Origin of the sequence: Sorangium sp. So ce1504 (genome assembly GCF_051521635.1) — a bacterium.
Lineage (GTDB): Bacteria > Myxococcota_A > Polyangia > Polyangiales > Polyangiaceae > Sorangium > Sorangium cellulosum_B.
Map to the genome: position 1 here is coordinate 1,409,709 of NZ_CP150365.1, position 17,346 is coordinate 1,427,054.

Annotated in this window: 14 protein-coding genes; 8 read left to right on the top strand and 6 right to left on the bottom strand. The window is 69.7% G+C overall.

Annotation, left to right across the window (positions count from 1 at the left end):
* Positions 1-248 precede the first annotated feature (248 nt).
* The 6 genes from WMF39_RS05270 to WMF39_RS05295 all read left to right on the top strand — a co-directional run bounded on the left by WMF39_RS05270 (position 249) and on the right by WMF39_RS05295 (position 10,343).
* A complete protein-coding gene (locus WMF39_RS05270; protein WP_437747944.1) occupies positions 249-6,947 on the top strand; it encodes an RHS repeat-associated core domain-containing protein in 6,699 nt (2,232 codons plus the stop codon).
* Complete coding sequence (locus tag WMF39_RS05275) at positions 6,944-7,318, top strand: hypothetical protein (protein WP_437744451.1); 375 nt, start codon at positions 6,944-6,946, stop codon at positions 7,316-7,318. The genes WMF39_RS05270 and WMF39_RS05275 overlap by 4 nt, the downstream gene beginning before the upstream one ends.
* 34 nt (positions 7,319-7,352) lie before the next feature.
* Positions 7,353-7,535: a hypothetical protein gene (locus WMF39_RS05280; protein ID WP_437744452.1), complete on the top strand. Its 183-nt coding sequence runs from the start codon at positions 7,353-7,355 to the stop codon at positions 7,533-7,535.
* 14 nt (positions 7,536-7,549) lie between these two features.
* Positions 7,550-8,413: a hypothetical protein gene (locus WMF39_RS05285; RefSeq protein WP_437744453.1), complete on the top strand. Its 864-nt coding sequence runs from the start codon at positions 7,550-7,552 to the stop codon at positions 8,411-8,413.
* Between the two features lie 187 nt (positions 8,414-8,600).
* Positions 8,601-9,191 (top strand): SMI1/KNR4 family protein, encoded by a 591-nt coding sequence (locus WMF39_RS05290; RefSeq protein WP_437744454.1) that lies wholly within the window; start codon positions 8,601-8,603, stop codon positions 9,189-9,191.
* A gap of 96 nt (positions 9,192-9,287) precedes the next feature.
* Positions 9,288-10,343 carry an RHS repeat domain-containing protein gene (locus WMF39_RS05295; RefSeq protein WP_437744455.1) on the top strand — a complete coding sequence of 352 codons (1,056 nt, stop codon included), beginning with the start codon at positions 9,288-9,290 and terminating at the stop codon, positions 10,341-10,343.
* Here the strand turns inward: WMF39_RS05295 and WMF39_RS05300 are convergent.
* Both WMF39_RS05300 and WMF39_RS05305 read right to left on the bottom strand, forming a co-directional pair.
* On the bottom strand, positions 10,279-11,193 hold the full coding sequence (locus WMF39_RS05300; RefSeq protein ID WP_437744456.1) for a hypothetical protein: 915 nt from the start codon (positions 11,191-11,193) through the stop codon (positions 10,279-10,281). The two genes, WMF39_RS05295 and WMF39_RS05300, sit on opposite strands and share 65 nt — an antisense overlap.
* A complete protein-coding gene (locus WMF39_RS05305) occupies positions 11,166-12,140 on the bottom strand; it encodes a ferritin-like domain-containing protein (protein WP_437744457.1) in 975 nt (324 codons plus the stop codon). Before WMF39_RS05305 ends, WMF39_RS05300 begins: the two co-directional genes overlap by 28 nt.
* A 510-nt stretch (positions 12,141-12,650) precedes the next feature.
* Here WMF39_RS05305 and WMF39_RS05310 point away from each other — a divergent pair.
* Together WMF39_RS05310 and WMF39_RS05315 are read left to right on the top strand one after the other, a co-directional pair.
* Complete coding sequence (locus WMF39_RS05310) at positions 12,651-13,010, top strand: DUF2325 domain-containing protein (RefSeq protein WP_437744458.1); 360 nt, start codon at positions 12,651-12,653, stop codon at positions 13,008-13,010.
* 233 nt (positions 13,011-13,243) lie between these two features.
* Entirely contained in the window at positions 13,244-13,603 is a 360-nt protein-coding gene (locus WMF39_RS05315; protein ID WP_437744459.1) for a DUF2325 domain-containing protein, read from the top strand.
* A 41-nt stretch (positions 13,604-13,644) separates the two neighbouring features.
* Here the strand turns inward: WMF39_RS05315 and WMF39_RS05320 are convergent, their stop codons facing one another.
* The 4 genes from WMF39_RS05320 to WMF39_RS05335 all read right to left on the bottom strand — a co-directional run bounded on the left by WMF39_RS05320 (position 13,645) and on the right by WMF39_RS05335 (position 17,337).
* Entirely contained in the window at positions 13,645-13,863 is a 219-nt protein-coding gene (locus WMF39_RS05320) for a hypothetical protein (RefSeq protein WP_012233609.1), read from the bottom strand.
* A gap of 36 nt (positions 13,864-13,899) precedes the next feature.
* A complete protein-coding gene (locus tag WMF39_RS05325) occupies positions 13,900-14,514 on the bottom strand; it encodes a PH domain-containing protein (protein WP_437744460.1) in 615 nt (204 codons plus the stop codon).
* 193 nt (positions 14,515-14,707) lie between these two features.
* A complete protein-coding gene (locus WMF39_RS05330; RefSeq protein WP_437744461.1) occupies positions 14,708-14,971 on the bottom strand; it encodes a GIY-YIG nuclease family protein in 264 nt (87 codons plus the stop codon).
* Complete coding sequence (locus WMF39_RS05335; RefSeq protein ID WP_437744462.1) at positions 14,968-17,337, bottom strand: tetratricopeptide repeat protein; 2,370 nt, start codon at positions 17,335-17,337, stop codon at positions 14,968-14,970. The genes WMF39_RS05330 and WMF39_RS05335 overlap by 4 nt, the downstream gene beginning before the upstream one ends.
* Positions 17,338-17,346 lie beyond the last annotated feature (9 nt).

A 17,346-nucleotide genomic window follows, 5' to 3' on the forward strand; every position in this document is an offset into this window, starting at 1 on the left:
TCGAGGCAGGGGGCACGCCGTCATGCGCGCGTTCACGCTCGGTTGCCCTCTCCTCGTCGTGACTTCATCATGGACGGCCAATCGCGCCTCGACGAGGGCAACTGTGGCGCCCGCCGCGCGCACACCGGTCAGGTACAGAGGGATTCACGAATGCCTCGACCTCGGCATCGATGGCGCGGTTCGGCATGAGCGCAGCGCTTGACGCGCGATGCAGCGCCGTGGCACTGCTGTTCGCCGGGGAGGCCGTGATGTCGCCAGTTCCGCGTTGGTCGCTCAGGGCGTTGATCCCGCTCTGGATGTTTCTGGCTTGCGTGCTCGGGTCGGGCGGGTGCCAGTGCGTCTTCGGTGAGCCGCTTCCGGAGCCGCCTGGCCTCGTCGCCTGCCGGACGCAGCGCGCGCATGGCCCTGCCACGTCCCGTCCCGCGCCAGAGGTCGAGACCGTCGCCGCCGGCACCATCCCCGGGGCGTTTTCCATCACGAGCACCGGTGAGGCCGTGTACACCATGGATCTGGCCTCCCCGCCCTCGCGTGCGGGCATGGGTCCTGGGCTCCAGATCGTCTACCGCAGCGACGGCGGCGACGGCGTGCTCGGCAACGGCTTCTCCCTCACCGGGCTGTCCGCGATCACGCGATGTCCGAAGAGCCTCGCGCAAGACGGGGAGATCCGCGGCGTGCGGTACGACGGCGACGACGCGCTCTGCCTCGACGGCCAGCGCCTCGTCCCCGTGGGAGAGGGGCCGGGAACCATCGAGTACCGCACGTTCCCGGATACCTTCGTCAAGGTGGTCGGTCACACCCCTCCGGAACGCGGCGCGCCCGCCGAGGCGCTCTTCTTCGAGGCCTATCTGCCCACCGGCCGCGTCGTCGAGTACGGGCGTACCGAGGGCAGCAAGCCGCTCGCGCGAGGTGGCGTCCCGCGCGCGTGGCTCGCGAACGAGGCCCGAGACGGCCGTGGCAACGCCATGACGTACGCCTATTGCCTCGCAGAGGCCAAGGACGGCCATACCGCCGAATATGCGGTGGACGAGATCCGCTACACGAGCTTCGAGGGCACGCCGTCGCTCGAGCCTTCCCGGGCGGTGCGCTTCGTGTACGGGACCAAGGACTCGGCCGCGGTTCGCACGGGCTACTCGGGCGGCGTGGCGCTCCAGCGCTCGCTTCGCCTGGAGGAGATCCAGATGCTCGGTCCGGGCGACGCGCTGGTCCGGAGCTACGGTTTCCGCTACGAGCTCAGCCCGACGACGAGCCGGACGCTCCTCAACCAGGTCGAGGAGTGCGCGAGCGACGGGGTCTGCAAGCCTCCGACACGGTTTCAGTACAGCCGCGGAAAGCCCGGATTCGAGCGGCTCACGACGGACATCGACAAGCCGGTCTCCGAGAAGGCGAGCCCGATGGTGTTCGACATCGACGCCGACGGCCTCGACGATCTCGTGATTCCGGACATCGTCGCGGGGTCCAGCACGCCGTCGCATCCGATCACCGCGTGGGGGGTCGCGCGCAACCTCGGGCCCCGCGCCTCGCCGTCCTTTCTCGCGGCGCCTGAGCTCGCCTTCCTCGAGGATTGGCTGTTCGTCGCCGATCCGGATGGACCGTCCGACCCGGCCCTTCTTCAGCCCGAGCTCGGGACGGTGCTCGATTACAACGACGATGGGCAGATGGACGTCTTTCTCCACGACGTCTTCGACACCAAGACCACATGGCAGGTGCTGCTGTCCCAGCCGGACCGGACCTTCGCGCTCCATGACACGGGCATCCGCCGGCCGTTCCCGCTCGGGGTCACGCCTGCGCCGCCGAGCCTGAGACGCCCCGGCGCCTCGGTGCACCTCGCCGATCTCGACGGCGACTCGGTGCCGGATCTGATCCAGTGCCAGGACCACGCCGAGGAGCTGGTACCGAACCCGCTCTCCGCCGTGTGGACCGTCCACCTCTGGAGGCCCGCGCGCGGCGCGACGTCCGCGGGATTCGACCCCACGGGCGAATCGATCGAGCTGCTCACCGGCTATCCCTGCGCAATGGAGATCCACACGCTCGACATCGACGCCGACAGCAAGATCGATCTCATCGTGCCCTCCGTGAAGTTGTTTGGTGACGGGACGGCCCTCATCAAAGATAGCTACGAGGCGATCATGCGCCGGGGCGAGGGACGCTGGGGGGTCATCGACACCAAGCTCCCTGTCGTGCCGCGCGGGGGCCGCGTCGTCTTTCTCGACGTCAACGGCGACGGCCTGCCCGATGCCGTCGAATCCGGCTTTAGCGGCCAGCTCTACACCTACCTCAACACGGGGTCGACGTTCGTGATATCGCCGTTCCGGACCGTCGACGCGTTCAGCTTCGGCGATGTGCTGGGGGTCCCGGACCAGGACGCGCTTTTCCGCCTCGCGGTGCCGCTCGACTTCAACGGCGATGGACGGCAGGATCTGCTCATGCCCGTCCCTCCAGGCATGCTGCTGAGTGGCTCCAATGTCCTCCCCTCCTGGGCCGTCCTGCAAGCGACGGGCGACCTGGCGGGGCCGCCGTTCAAGCTCGTCAACGCAGGGATTCCTTTCGAGGCCAAGCTCGGTGACGCGATCACGCTCGCCGATCCGCGCGGGCCGCGCACCGGCGATCTCAACGGGGACGGGGCCCAGGACGTGATCCTGCCGCTCGACGGCGTATTCAACGTCTTCCAGAACCTCTCGGCCGACCAGGATCTCCTGGTCGCAGTCTCTGACGGGATGAACGCGCACGAGCCGACCGAGCCGGGCTTCGTGCCCAACGTGAGCATCTCGTACGGCCACCTGACCGATGCGCCGGTCACGAGCGGAGGCGCGGAGGAGGATCCGGACCGGAGGAGCGCGCTCTACGTCGCGCGTTCCGGCGCGGCGGACGACTGCGGCTATCCGCGGCGCTGCGTCGTGGGCCCTCGCCGGGTGGTCAGCGCGTACGCGCTCAACAACGGCGCGGACCGGCCGCGGCGCTTCGAGGTCGGCTACCGCGACGGACGCTACCACCGGCTGGGCCGCGGATTTCTCGGGTTCGGCGAGCGGATCGTCACCGACCTGGATACGGGTGCCGTGACGATCGACGTCTACGACCACGTCACCTTCGACGACGAGCTCCAGGTCTTTCCCTTCGCGGGGAGCGTCCAGCGGACGCTGCGCGGGGCTCCGGGGCTCGCGAGCCAGCCCAGACCGGAGCAGATCGAGCTCTCGTTCAGCGACGTGACGCGGACGCTCGTGCCGACCAACGACGGCGCCACGTACTTCACGCTGCCCACCGAGCGCCGGGTGAGGCGAGCGCAAGGGGTCTATCCGCCCCCGAGCGGTGACGCGACCTCGATCGAGGCGTACGTGCGGGAGATCGAGCGCGGCGGCGACGGCGCGACGCTGCTGCGCGACTCGGTGTCGAAGGTGACGGACTTCGACATGTTCGGCAACGTGCGCGCCGAGGAGGTCTCGACGGAGGGCGTCGACCTGACGCTCGAGGTCACGCGGTCGTTCAAGAACGACACCGAGCGCTGGGTGCTCGGCCAGCTCGAGACGCAGAAGGAGTGCAGCGCGGCGGCGGGGATGTCGCAGTGCAGGACCCTCACGCGAACGACAACGATCTACGGCGAGGTCGAGACCGAGTCCACCGAAAGCGACGACGGCCTGCCGGACACGAAGCTGAAGCTCACCTACGCGCGCGACGACTTCGGGAACATCACCGGCGTCACGGCCGAGGACGCCTTCGGGCACAAGAGGACATCCAGCACGGACTTCGACGAGCAGGGCATGTTCCCCGAGAAGTACGTGAACGCGGCCGAGCATTCCACGCTCGTGGAGTTCGACGACGCGCTCGGTGTGCTCCTCAAGCAGGTCGATCCGAATCAGCTCGTGACGACGTGGGCGCACGACGGTTTCGGGCGGCTCGGCATCGAGAGGCGCCCGGATGGCACGACGACGACGGTCGCGCTCTCCCGCACCAAGGACGGCGGCCCGGCGCAGGATGCGTGGCGGGTGAGGCAGGAGAGCATCACGACCGGCGGGGCCGACGATACGGTGGAGTTCGACAGCCTCGGCCGCCCGATCCGGTGGCTGGGATACGGGCCCGAACCGGAACCGTCGGAGGGCTCGGGCGATGCGAAGCGCATCATGCAGGAAGTCGTGTACGACGCGCTGGGCGAGCACGTCGCGCGGCGCTCGGTACCGGTCAGGGAGGACACGTCCGAGAGCGCGATCCTGTACGATCGCTACGAGTACGATGCCGCGAGCCGCGAAGTGCGCCATACGACGCCGTGGAACGCGGTCTCGACGACGGCGTACGATGGCCTTCGCGTGCGCGTCACCGACCCGCTCGACCATGTGACCGTGACCGAGCAGGACCCGCTGGGGCGCATCAAGACCATCACCGACGCGGCCGACGGGATCACCCGTTACGCGTACGGCCCCTTCGGACTGCTGCACACGGTCACCGATCCGGGCGAGGCGGTGACGCGCACGACGCGCGACGCATTCGGCCGCGTCCGGCAGCTCGACGATCCCGATCGGGGCACGACGGTCTCGATCCATGACGGCTTCGGCGATCAGATCTCGTCGACCGATGCGCTCGAGCGAAAGGTCACGTGGACGTACGACGCGCTCGGTCGACCCCGCTCACGCGTGGACCAGGACGGCGCGGAGAGCCTGACGACCACGTGGACCTGGGACACCGCGGCGCACGGCGTCGGCAAGCTGCACACGCTCGCGAGCCCCGACGGGGAGAAGACGTACGGGTACACGGGCCGTGGCCAGCTCGACACGATCTCGCTCCGCATCGATGGAGAGCGCTCTCCCCTGGAGGCAAGGCTGGGTTACGACGCGCTCGGCCGCGTCGAGACGGTCACGTATCCGGCACCGGCCGGCGCGGCGCCGTTCGTCGTGGCCCACGACCGCGACGCGCACGGCCATGTGCTCGCCGTGCGCGACAGCGGAACGAACCTCGCTTACTGGCGCTTGGCGGACGTGGACGACGCGGGGCGCTTCCGCGAGGAGGTGTTCGGCAACGGCGCCGTCACGGAGCGGACCTACTTCGCCGACAAGCAGCGCCTGAGGCACATGGCGACGCAGAGCGGCGCGGGGGAGGTGCAGGACCTGGACTACGGGTTCGATGATCTCCTGAATCTCACGCGCCGCACCGACGCGCTCCAGCCCGAGAACACGACGGAGCGCTTCCGGTACGATTCGCTCCATCGGCTGACGTGCGCGTACTTCGGCGATCTCGAGAGCTCGGCGGCGCCCTGCGCGCTCCGCTACGACTACCACCCGAACGGCAATCTCACCTTCAAGTCGGACGTCGGTGACCTCTCGTATGACGACCCGCTGCACCCGCATGCGATCACCGGCGCGGGTACGGACACCTTCGCGCATGACGCTGTCGGTAATCAGACGGCGCGGCCCGGCGGCACGACGGTGCGCTATACGCCGTTCGACCTGCCGGAGCAGATCACGCAGGGCGCGAGCACCATCACGTTCGGCTACGACGGCGGCCAGCAGCGGATCCGCAAGACCACGCCGGAAAAGGAGACGCTCTACTTCGGCGATCTGTACGAACGAGTCACCGATGCGGCGTCAGGCGTCGTGGAGCACCGGTACCACGTCCACTCGCCGGAGCGCGTGGTGGCGATCGTGACCCGGGGAGGCTCGGACGACGGCACGCGCTACGTGCATGTCGATCACCTCGGCTCGATCGATGCGCTCACCGACGAGGACGGCGACGTGATCGAACGGCGGAGCTACGACCCGTTCGGGCAGCGCAGGAACCCCGTCTGGGGGGAGCGCCCGCCGGCGTCGTTCCCGAGCGAGACGACGCAGGGGTTCACCGGACACGAGAGCGACGACGACCTCGGGCTCGTGAACATGAAGGGCCGGCTCTATGATCCAAGGATCGGGCGGTTCTTGACGACGGACCCGATCGTTTCGATTCCGTCCTTCGGGCAGAGCTGGAATCCGTACAGCTACGTGCTCAACAGCCCGCTCAATCACGTGGATCCGAGCGGGTTCCAGGAAGAGCCGGTGGAGGCGCCGATCCTGCCGGTCTACTCGGTGGTGCGCCCGGAACAATACGCTGTAGAGATCTTCTACTCGCCGCCGAAAGCAAACCAGCCTGAAGAAGGACCGCGCGAGGCCGTGGAGGTCGGCGCCACGACGGCGCCTATCGACGTGGGCACGACCGGAAGCTCGTCCGGGTACGTGCCGCAGCCGGTGACCGTCTCGCCGGAGCACTCGGGCGTCGGCGGCCCAGCCACCGTCGTCGGCCAGACCTTGCTGGGCGCCGCGGAGGGGACGCGCGACCTCGGAGCAGGGATCGGGCGGATGCTCGTGCTGAATGCGCTGACGCTCGGGATGTACAGCGGCTACGAGTTCGCGCGCGCGATGTGGGAGGGCTACGACAATGACGGGATCGTCGGCGCGCTCAATGCCGTCAATCCGCTCTACCACATCGGCCGCGGCGCGGCGGACACGGCCCTCGCCATCGATCGGGATGACTATCGGACAGCGGGCGCGGCGGGGACCAAGACGATGGTGCTCGCCGCGGCCACCGTCTTCGGGATGGGACGGGGGCTGGGGGCGGCGGCGGAGGAGTCGGCGGTTGCGGCTCGAGCTGCAGGCGGAGCCCCGAGAGTCGCCGCATACGAAGTGGGAACCTACGACGCACTGAAAGCTCGCTCAGTTGTTGGAGATGCACTCGACATTCATCATGTGGGACAGGCGCACGCAATGGAGCAAATCGCCCCTGGCTATAGCAGGGCTTCCGGACCTGCCATCGCCCTACCCCGCGGTGAACACGCCTTGGTTCCGACGCTCCGAGGGCCTGTATCACTCTCACCACGGGCACTGCTCGCTCATGACATTTGGAACTTGCGTCAGTCCACCAATGTGCCAAACGGCGCACTCCGAGAACTAATTCGACTCAATAAGGAAATGTACCCTGGAGCTTTTACAAAATGACACCGGAAAAGTTTGTCGCAGCGATACAAAAAAACGTCCTCGAAGCCGCAACCGAGGCGACGGTGGCAACATTGGAGCACCCGCCGGGGCGTCGGCCGGAGAAAAATCTTATTGAGGCCAGTCGGTGGTTTGGAACCTTGTCCGACCAGGATCAGGCGACACTGCTCCGAGTGCTCAATATGGCGGCCCATCAAGCAGTTTTCGGTTTTCTCGCTGTCCTTGACGGTTCGAGAGTGATCGAAGATGACGCAGAGAAGGGAGAATTCAGGCTGATATTCCGAAAGGGTGGACACGAGTGGGAGATAAACAGCCCCAACGGAACGCCGCTGCACGACATCCTGAACCAGCAATTGGGCGATAGAAATATATAGCATGATACCGCCCGGATCGCAGCATCATGGGCTCGTGACCGAGTGGAGGTACGACGCGCTCCAGCGGCTGACGTGCGCGTACTTCAGCGACACCGAGAGCGCGACGGCGCCCCGCGATCTCCGCTACGAGGGCAAGCCCAACGGCAATCTCTCCTTCAAGTCGGACGTCGGCGCGCTCTCCTACGACGACCCGCTGCGCCCGCGTGCCGGTTCTTGATGACCGAGCCGATCGTGGCACAGCCGCACTCCGGACAGGGCTGGAACCCGTACAGCTACGTGCTCAACAGCCCGCTCAATTACGTCGCTCCGAGCGGGTTCCAGGCAGAGCCGGAGCCGCCGCCGATCCTGCCGATCTACTCGAAGGAGCACAAGCACGAGAACCTTGTAGAGATCCGCTACCCGCCGCGGGAGGGGAAGCAGCCCCGGGACGAGCTGCGCGAGGCCGCCGAGGTCGGCACCTCGATGGCACCTGTCGACGTGGGCACGACCGGAAGCTCATCCGGGTACGTGCCGCAGCCGGTGACCGTCTCGCCGGAGCACTCGGGCGTCGGTGGCCCAGGCACCGTCGTCGGCCAGACCTTGCTGGGCGCCGCGGAGGGGACGCGCGACCTCGGAGCAGGGATCGGGCGGATGCTCGTGCTGAATGCGCTGACGCTCGGGATGTACAGCGGCTACGAGTTCACCAGCGCGATGTGGGACGGCTACGACGAAGACGGCCTCGTCGGCGCGCTCAACGCCGTCAACCCGCTCTACCACATCGGCCGCGGCGCGGCGGACACGGCCCTCGCCATCGATCGGGATGACTATCGGACAGCGGGCGCGGCGGGGACCAAGACGATGGTGCTCGCCGCGGCCACCGTCTTCGGGATGGGAAGGGGGCTCGGGGCAGCAGAGGGATCGGCGGTTGCGGCGGGGGCGGTACGAGGGGCAGGAGCCACTCGCGAGCTCGCTCAGCATATTGCCAACGTCGAACGTGTGCCGATGAACTTCAGACGAACGGTTGTGCTCGTCGAAACGGCCGAAGGACCGACGCTAGTTGCTGGAGGCGCGAGCGCTCTATCCGCCGCTCAAATCGCTGCGGGAGGCTCGGGCTGACTTCAGCACCACCGATGCCAGGAGTTCATGCTGAGCCAACCGCAATTTTCGGAGCCGGAAAGCTCGGCCTGACACCTACGCGCGGCGTAACCACCAGCACCATTTACACAGGCCCCGGTGGATGCACTGAGTTCATCGGAGGCCTCGGAGGCCGCGTCACCGGAAAGCACACATTCGAGTTCTAACCATGAAAGAAGACACCCTCATTGGCGCGATCATCAGACGAGCAACAGATCCGACGACCCGCACGGATTGGCCGGACCGAGACACGCCTGAGCTAGCTCCGTGCGCCACACTGGAGCAGGTGGAGCGAGCCGAGCAGGTATTGAAGTGTAAGCTCCACCCATTGCACCGAAGGCTGCTCCAAGAGGTCGGAAATGGTGGATTCGGTCCAGCGAATGGTATCATTGGCTTACCGGGAGGCAAAGTTGATGACGACGGTCGATCGGTCGTAGAGCTCCGCGAGCAGCTCTTCGCAGACGCTACGGGTGCTGGTGTACCTGCGCAGGTAGTCCCTCTCTGCGATTGGGGCAGCGGCACATGGTGGTGCGTCGACGAAGACACTGGACATGTGCTAATGTTGGACGAAACAGGCCTCGCCGACACGCAGATATCGCTTCATGACTGGATGGCTGACTGGGTCAATGGTGTTTCACTCGCGGAGAGCCTGTTCACGTTTGAGGAGCGTTCAGGGATCAATCCGTTCACCAAGACTCCAATGACCGCGCGACTTCGAAGCCGTCCAATCGGCGTGCCCTACCGTGGACGGACCAGCTGAACCGCCCGTTCAGCGCTCCGACGAGGTGCGGCACGCGCGGTGGATCGTACACCGTGATCGCGCGACAGCGGAACGAACCTCGCCTACTGGCGCTTGGTGGACGTGGACGACGCGGGGCGCTTCCGGGAGGAGGTGTTCGGCAACGGCGCCGCCACGGAGCGGAGCTACTTCCCGGATAAGCAGCGCCTGAGGCACTTGACGACGCAGAGCGGTGCGGGTGAGGTGCAAGACCTGGACTATGGGTTCGACGATCTCCTGAATCTCACGCGCCGCACCGACGCGCTCCAGCCAGAGAACACGACGGAGCGCTTCCGGTATGATCCGATCCATCGGCTGACCTGCGCGTACTTCGGCGATCTCGAGAGCGCGACGGCACCCTGCGCGCTCCGCTACGACTACCACCCGAACGGCAATCTCACCTTCAAGTCGGACGTCGGTGACCTCTCGTATGACGACCCGCTGCACCCGCATGCGATCACCGGCGCCGGTACGGACAGCTTCGCTCATGACGCTGTCGGTAATCAGGCGGCGCGGCCCGGCGGCACGACGGTGCGCTATACGCCGTTCGACCTGCCGGAGCAGATCACGCACGGCGCGAGCACCATCACGTTCGGCTACGACGGCGACCAGCAGCGGATCCGCAAGACCACGCCGGAAAAGGCGACGCTCTACTTCGGCGATCTGTACGAGCGGGTCACCGAGGCGGCGTCAGGCGCCGTGAAGCATCGGTACCACGTCCACTCGCCGGAGCGCGTGGTGGCGATCGTGACCCGTGGGGGCTCGGAGGACGGCACGCGCTACGTGCATGTCGATCACCTCGGCTCGATCGATGCGCTCACCGACGAGGACGGCGACGTGATCGAGCGGCGGAGCTACGACCCGTTCGGGCAGCGCAGGAACCCCGTGTGGGGGGAGCGCCCGCCTGCGTCGTTCCCGAGTGAGACGACGCAGGGGTTCACCGGGCACGAGAGCGACGGCGTGGGTGAGCGTCTTCGCGCCTGCAAAGTCGTTCATCCTTGCGCGACGTGGTTCGCGTCGCTCTCGGGGCGCGGAGCCCGGTGCACGCCGCCCGAGGGGACGACCTCGGTCACTCCAGATCAGGCCGCGCCCTGCCCATGCCGATGGCCCACGCCATCGTGTAACGCGCGTTGATCTCGCACCGGGGGTTCCAGCGCAGCTCGCCGTGCTCGTCCTCCCAGCGGAAGGCGTCGATCCCGAACGGCCCGAAATAGCCCGCGGCGGCGAGCGCCTGCCCCGCCTCGAGCGCGGCCTCGACGAGCCTCCGGCGCTCGCCGTCGCCGAGGTCGCCGTCGCCGGCCAGGGCGGCCCCGAGGTACGCCCCATTCGCGTCGCAGCGCTGGACACACGGGTCGCCGAGGCGCACCGGGCCGCCGCGGGCGACGTGCCCGTGCAGCGAGAAGTCGCCGCGGCGCTCGACCCACGGTTCGACCTGCAGGCCGCTGTCCGGCGACGCGGGATCGAGCGACGCGGCGGCCCAGGGCCGCGCATCGGGCGGCAGCGCGCCGCGGGCGACCCGGCGCCGGCCGCGCCCGGCGAACCCGAACGGCCGCTTGAGCAGCCAGTGGCCCGTCGGCGTGGGCTCCGCGATCGCGGCCTCGAGCTCGGCCAGGGAGGCGACGTAGCGCGCGCCGGGCAGCGTCTGGCCGAGGTCCGCGCAGAACCTCCGGTGGTTGACGCGCCGGAGCACCTCGAGCGGCGGCGCCTCCGCGAGCGCGACGCCGGCGCGGCCGAGGAGGCGAAGGGCGCGGGGCGTGGGGCACCACGCGCGGCCGACGAGCGGCGTTCCAGGAGGCGCCGGCGGCACGAGAGGCGAGGGGAGCTCGGGGCTGAGCACGACGTCGCCGGGGCGCAGCAGGGCCGAGACCCGGCCGGCGAGCTCGGGAGCCCGGCCGGCGACCGCGGCGCGCGGGGTGTACCCCGCGGGGCGCGCCAGCTCCTCGTCGGCGTCGAAGTTCAGGATCCAGGCGCTCGCTCGGTCCATGAGGCCAGCGCGTCGAGGAACGGTTCGGAGAGCCCGGTGCGGCTGCGGTCGCGGCGGTTCATCGGCTCGCCCCGCATGAGCAGCGGCGAGAGGGGCGGCGGGATGTGGCGGACCCACGCCTCGAAATCGCTCGGCCCGCGCTGCGCGACGTCATCCGGCCCGTGCGGCGCGGCTTCACCCGCGGCGGCCGGATTGCCTGCGGCAGACGTGGAAGGCGCCGCCTGGCCAGCGCTCCCGCTCGCCTGCGTGAAGCGGCGGAACCAGCGGACTCCGAAGCGCACGTGCGGGATCTCCTCCGCGCAGACCCGCTCCGTGAGCGCGGCGCCCTCGACGTCGCCGATGGCGCGGAAGCGCTCGGCGAAGCGCGCCGTGTGGTCGAGGTTGCCCCCCTCGAGGCCCATGCCCATCACGGCCACGAACTGCGCGGGCGACGCGGCGGCGGGCACCCGCGTCCAGAACCAGTCGCGCACCGGGAAGTCGCCGAAGCGGTGGCCGATCGCGGCGAGGTACGCGGCGTAGAGCCGCATGTGGCGCACCTCGTCGAGGGCGATCCGGACGAGGCCGCCGCGGAAGGCGCGCGGCGTCTCGGGGAAGGCGAGCAGCGCCCAGGCCATGAGCTCCGCCGCCTGGAGCTCGTGGTGCAGGAACGCGTGGAAGAGCTGCGCGCGGCGCGCCGGGTTGCGCAGCGCCTCGGGCCCCGGGCTCTTCTGCGCGCGCTCCGAGATGCGCAGCGCGGCGGGCCGTCCAGGTCGCTCGAGGCGCCGCGGCGGGGCCGGCGCGGCGCCCGACGCAGACAGCGTGGCATCCGACTCCCAGAGGGAGGGCACGGGCGGCGGAGAGAGCTTGTGCTCGAGGTCGGTCGAGAGGACGTAATCCCAGGCCCAGCGCTCGACGGTGTCGGGCGGGGGCGGAGGCGGATCGCTGGGCGGCGTGGCGGGAGACATCATGGCACGGCGGGGCAGGGGGGACGCCGCTCCCTACCACAGCTCGACGTCGCCGGCGGAACGCCGTGGCATCCGCCAGGAGAGCGCCCCCATGGAGGCGTTAAATCTGGACTATTGTTGAATTTTATTCCGGCCTTCCCGCCTTCGTGGCCGCATCCGGCACGCCCTCACCGGGCGCACCCCGGCCGCGGGCAGCGGGGACGGCATGTCGGGCTATCTCGGTGCCGGTAGGTTTGCCTTCCGCACCGAGCGGTCGTAGTCGCGGCGCTCTCGTGGCTTTGGCGGGACGCTCGCGGTAGCGCCTGCGATCCGTCTCCTCGCCCGGGCCGCGCGCGCCGGCAGGAACTGCTGCGAGGGGGAGAATATTCCCCGATCCTCGCGGCTACCGCCGCGCAGCGTCGGGTCCTCGCGCTCGCGATGTCACGATGACAGAGGCCTCGGTGACTCGACGACATTTTGCCGGGGAATAGGCCGGAGCCGCGACATTTGCGCGGAAATGGCCGCTGGAGCAGCGTGGCTTACGCCTTGCTCCAGGGAGATCGCATGAAGGCGGAGCGGCGTTCCCAGGCGGTCGACAGCAGGCGCGAGGAGCAGACGGTGCTGGTCATCGGGGGCAGCGGCGGCATGTCGAGCCGCTACCGCGATGTGGTCGAGAAGCACGGCTGGTCGCTGCGCCATTACGAGAACCGCGTGCCGCCGGGCGCGCGCCACGGCGTGGGGAGGATCGCGCTCATCGTGATCATGGTGACGATGGTCTCGCACGCGCTGCGCGATCAGATGCAGAGCCTCGCGGCGGATGGCGCCCCCGTCGTGTACCTGCGCAGCGCCTCCGTCTCGGCGCTGCGGGCCGCGATCGAGCAGCGGTCCGCCTGACACCACGTCGCGCCGCCGCGGCGAGGAGAGGCCCTCTCCCCCGGAGCCGGCGTCGCGCCTCCTCTCCTGCTCCTCTCCTCTCCTCTCCTCTCCCGACCCTCCTCGAGCATGTCTGTCCTGCGTTCCGACGCTCGCGCTGTCACGGTGACAAGGGCCTTTGCGATTCGAGGACAATTTGCCCAGGAATAGAGTCCGACGACGAGGATTTCGCCGGAAATGGCGAGCTGGAGAGCGTGGCTTGCGCCTTGCTCCAGGGAGATCGCATGAAGGCGGAGCGGCGGAGTCAGGGGAGCGACGGGAGGCGTGAGGAGCAGACGGTGCTGGTCATCGGGGGCAGCGGCGGCATGTCGAGCCGCTACCGCGATGTGGTCGAGAAGCACGGCTGGTCGCTGCGCCATTACGAGAACCGCGTGCCGCCGGGCGCGCGCCACGGCGTGGGGAGGATCGCGCTCATCGTGATCATGGTGACGATGGTCTCGCACGCGCTGCGCGACCAGATGCAGCGCCTCGCGGCGGACGGCGCTCAGGTCGTGTACCTGCGCAGCGCGTCCGTGTCCGCGCTGCGGGCCGCCATCGAGCAGGCGGCCGCCTGACGGGGCGCGCCGCGCCCGCGCGAGGAGGGGTCACGCAGCGCTCAGCGCACGCCGACGAGGCGCTGCATCAGGCGCTGGAACTCGGGGACCGAGAGGTCGATGTGCTCGACGACGCGGCCGTAGAGCGTGGCCGTGGGCACGTTGCGGCCGTTGAACTCCTTCTCGAGCTCGGAGAGCTTCCACAGGATGATGCGCTCGGCGCGGGTCAGGCCGTCGCGCACATCCGGGAGCTCGTCGAGCGGGGATCGCCTAGGGGGCATGGTCAGGCTCCGAGATCTGGCCTTCGTGGGCCGCGCTCACTGCACGACGCCGAGCACGCGCTGCTGGCGCGCGAGCTCCGCCGCGTTCTTGAGGGCCTCGAACAGCTCGCGCGACGCCGGCAGCCCCCGGATGACGAGCTCGGGATCGCTCGCGTCCTTCGTGAACACGCGGATCTCCGCGACGTCGAGCAGCCGCTGCATGAACGTCTGGCGGAGGTCGATGTCGAGGACCCGCCAGAGCTGCAGGGTCTCGATCCGGCGCGTGAGCAGGCCGGCCTCGTAGTCGATCGTGCGATCGGTGATCTTGTAGCGGAGGCTCTTGCGCTTCCAGTGCAGGATGCCGAGCCAGATGAGGCCCACCAGCACGAGCGAGAGCACGCTCGCCGCCACGTAGGACCAGAACCACGCCTTCCAGCTCGGCGTGCCCTCGAAGAGGACGCGCGCCGCGCCCGGCGCGTGGGCGAGCGCGCCGCCGGCGTGGGCGAGCGCGCCGCCGGCGTGGGCGAGCGCGCCGCCGGCGTGGGCGGCGGGGGCGAGCGCCGCGGCGGGGGCCGCGGCCACCGGCGCTCGCTCGTCGAGCATGCTGCCGCAGAATCGGCACTTGATCGCGGCGTCCTGGATCTGCTCCGCGCAGAAGGGGCAGGGCTTCACCCCGACGAGTGTAGTCTACATCCCGGGCGTGAGATCCACGGCAACCACCAAGCTTCGCGCCGCGTTCTCCTACATCCGAACATTTACGTGGTCGTGAACGTTTACGTGGTCGTGGTCGTGGTCGTGGTCGTGGTCGTCAACGGTAGGCCGTGAACGACCACGACCACGACCACGTTCACGTCCACGTAAACGTTCACGTTGCCCCCCGGCCCCCGGCGGCGAGCGCCACCTTTCCCGCGCGCCCCAGCCTCCGGATCGCCGCCTCCCTCCGCAGAGCCTCCCCCCTGTCGGCCGCCGCCTCGACGTGGACCAGCGCGAGCGGCCCCCGTCCGCGCGTGTACCGCGCCCCGCGCCCCGCCGCGTGCTGCGCGAAGCGCGCCTCCACGTCGCGCGCGATCCCCGTGTAAAACGACCCGTCACCGCAGCGCAGGATGTAGACGTGCCAGCCCGCGGTCACTCCTTCGGCCCCTCGTTGTAGCCGCGCGGCCGGTACTTCGGGTCCACTCCGCCGTGCGTCGCGCCGTTGTCGAGCGTGTCGGTCGCGAGGTACGCGAGCCACGTCCCGGGGTGCTCCTCCGCGAGCCGCCGGAGCTCCGCGTCGTGCGCCGCGAGGCGCTGCTCGTCGTGCAGGCACTGCAGCGCGAGCGCGATCAGGCTCAGCTCGTTCGGGCCGAGCTCCATGCCGCGCTGGTAGTGCGGGAAGGCCTCGTCGGGGCGGTGCATCCGGCAGAGCGTGTCGCCCGTGTACACGTGCGCCATCGGCCACGTCGGGGCGAGCTCCATCGCGATCTTGCTCTCGGCGAGGCGGGTCTCGAGGTCGCCGCGAGCGCCCTTCATCACCGAGTAGTTGAGGTGCGCCTTGGCGCTGTTCGGGACCGCCTCCTTCGTCGCCGCCCAGAAATCGAGGTCGTTGCGGTAGTCCATCGCGTGCCGGTAGGCCTGCGCGCACTGGAAGCCGAAGAAGAGCACGAACAGCGCCGGCGTCACCCACGCCCTCCACGACCAGCGCGCGCGCGGCGTGAGGGTCGAGCCCGCGAGCGCCTCGTGGAGCCACGAGAAGGCGACGGCGAGCACGAGCGACGAGCCGATGGCCGGGAAGTACCAGAAGCGCTCGGCGCGCACCGTCGGCAGGACGACCGGGATGTTCGAGTGCGGGAAGTAGCTGACCACGACCCAGGTCAGCCCGATCGCCGCGATGCACATCCCCGCGTAGCCGCGGCGCAGCGGCACCCAGGCGCTCCGGTCCGCCGTCGCCGGGCAGGGCAGGGGGCGCGCGCCCTCGACAAGCAGCCCGAGCCCGAGGAGGAACGCGGGCAGGAACGGCAGCGGCCAGAGCACGAGCGGCAGCGCCCGGAGCAGCGGCGCGCGCCCCGCCGGGCGGAGCACGTGCCAGTCGTACGCCGCGAGCGCCGCCGCCGCGATCGCGAGGAGCGCCCCCGCGAGGAGCAGCGGCCACCTCCGCGACGTCGCCTGGCCGCCGTCCACCAGGAAGGCGGCGCGCACCGAGCGCCGCTCGCGCCGCTCCAGGTGCTCGCGGCGGAGGGCCGCGATCCAGAGCGCGAGCGAGCCGAGCGGGGGCAGCACCATCATCGCGGCGCCGGCGACGCTGCCGAAGAAGACAAGCCTGTCCGGCACCGGCTCCTGCGGGTACGAGTAGTCGCCGCTCAGCGTCCACGGGAACACGATCTGGGTGAGGCCCCGCCAGTAGACGCGCAGCGCGCCGGCGATCCGGTGCGGCATGTCCGCGGCGCCGAGCGGGTTGTTGAGCGGATCGCGCGGCAGGGGCGCCTGGTGGAACCAGACGAGCGCCTCGTGGAGCGCGCGCTTCACGAGCGGCGCGCCCTCGGGGAGCGCCGCGGCGAGCTCGGCCGGCATGGGCGCGGGGAACCAGCGCCGCCGGAGCTCGACGTAGAGCACGAACGCCGCGCCCGCGGCGAGCAGCGCGAGCAACGCCCGGACGAACCGCGCCGGCCGCGTGGGGTGGGTGAGCGGCGCGGCGATCAGCGCGGCGAACGGGACGAGCGGCACGCAGACGAGCGCGCTCTCCTTGGAGAAGAGGCCGAGGAGCACGGCCGCGAACACGCCGAACGGCATCGCCCACGCGGGCAGCGCGAGGGCGGCGAGGGCGGCGATCGCCCCCATGCCCCCGAGCACGTCGGCGATGCCCACGATACCGCTCACCGCCTCGGTGAGCACCGCGCAGCTGACGAAGAGGAGCCCTGTGAGGTACGCGAGCCCGCGCCGCCGCGTGAGCCAGAACGTGACGCACGTGAGCAGCGCGCCGTTCACCGCGTGGAAGAGGACGTTGTAGAAGTGGTGGAAGAACGGCTGCTTCGTGACCGCCCAGATCGTGCGCCAGAGGAAGTTCGGCAGCGGGCGGTAGGAGCCGACGCTCCGGTCGGGCGGCAGCCCCCAGAAATCGCGGTGGATCGCCTCGAGGAAGCCGATCCCGCCCTTCGCGTTCACGTACGGGTTGGCGAGGAGCGCCTCCTGCTCGTCGAAGATGTAGTTCGTCGACGGTGCGCGCGTGAAGAGGATGACGGCGACCAGCGCGAGCGGCGCGATCGCGGACAGGAACGTCGGGTCGAGCCCGAGGAAGTAGTCGCGCACGCGCCGCGCGGCGTCCCCGAGGAAGGACGGCGTGGCGGGCGGCCCTGCCGACGGCGGCGGCCCGGAGGACGGCGGCAGCCCGGAGGACGGCGGCGGCCCGAAGGACGGCGGCGGCCCGGAGGACGGCGGCCCGTACGGCGTCGTCGTGTCGTCGTCGAGCGCGCTGGACATGGGGTCGCGCGCGGCGGCAGGGGACGGGGGCCGATAGGTCACGCCGCGCCC

Coding starts and splice junctions, on each gene's coding strand:
- WMF39_RS05290 (WP_437744454.1), top strand. CDS start 8,601: ATGAAAGAAGACACCCTCATTGGCGCGATCATCAGACGAGCAACAGAT.
- WMF39_RS05305 (WP_437744457.1), bottom strand. CDS start 12,140: ATGATGTCTCCCGCCACGCCGCCCAGCGATCCGCCTCCGCCCCCGCCC.
- WMF39_RS05320 (WP_012233609.1), bottom strand. CDS start 13,863: ATGCCCCCTAGGCGATCCCCGCTCGACGAGCTCCCGGATGTGCGCGAC.
- WMF39_RS05275 (WP_437744451.1), top strand. CDS start 6,944: ATGACACCGGAAAAGTTTGTCGCAGCGATACAAAAAAACGTCCTCGAA.
- WMF39_RS05300 (WP_437744456.1), bottom strand. CDS start 11,193: ATGGACCGAGCGAGCGCCTGGATCCTGAACTTCGACGCCGACGAGGAG.
- WMF39_RS05270 (WP_437747944.1), top strand. CDS start 249: ATGTCGCCAGTTCCGCGTTGGTCGCTCAGGGCGTTGATCCCGCTCTGG.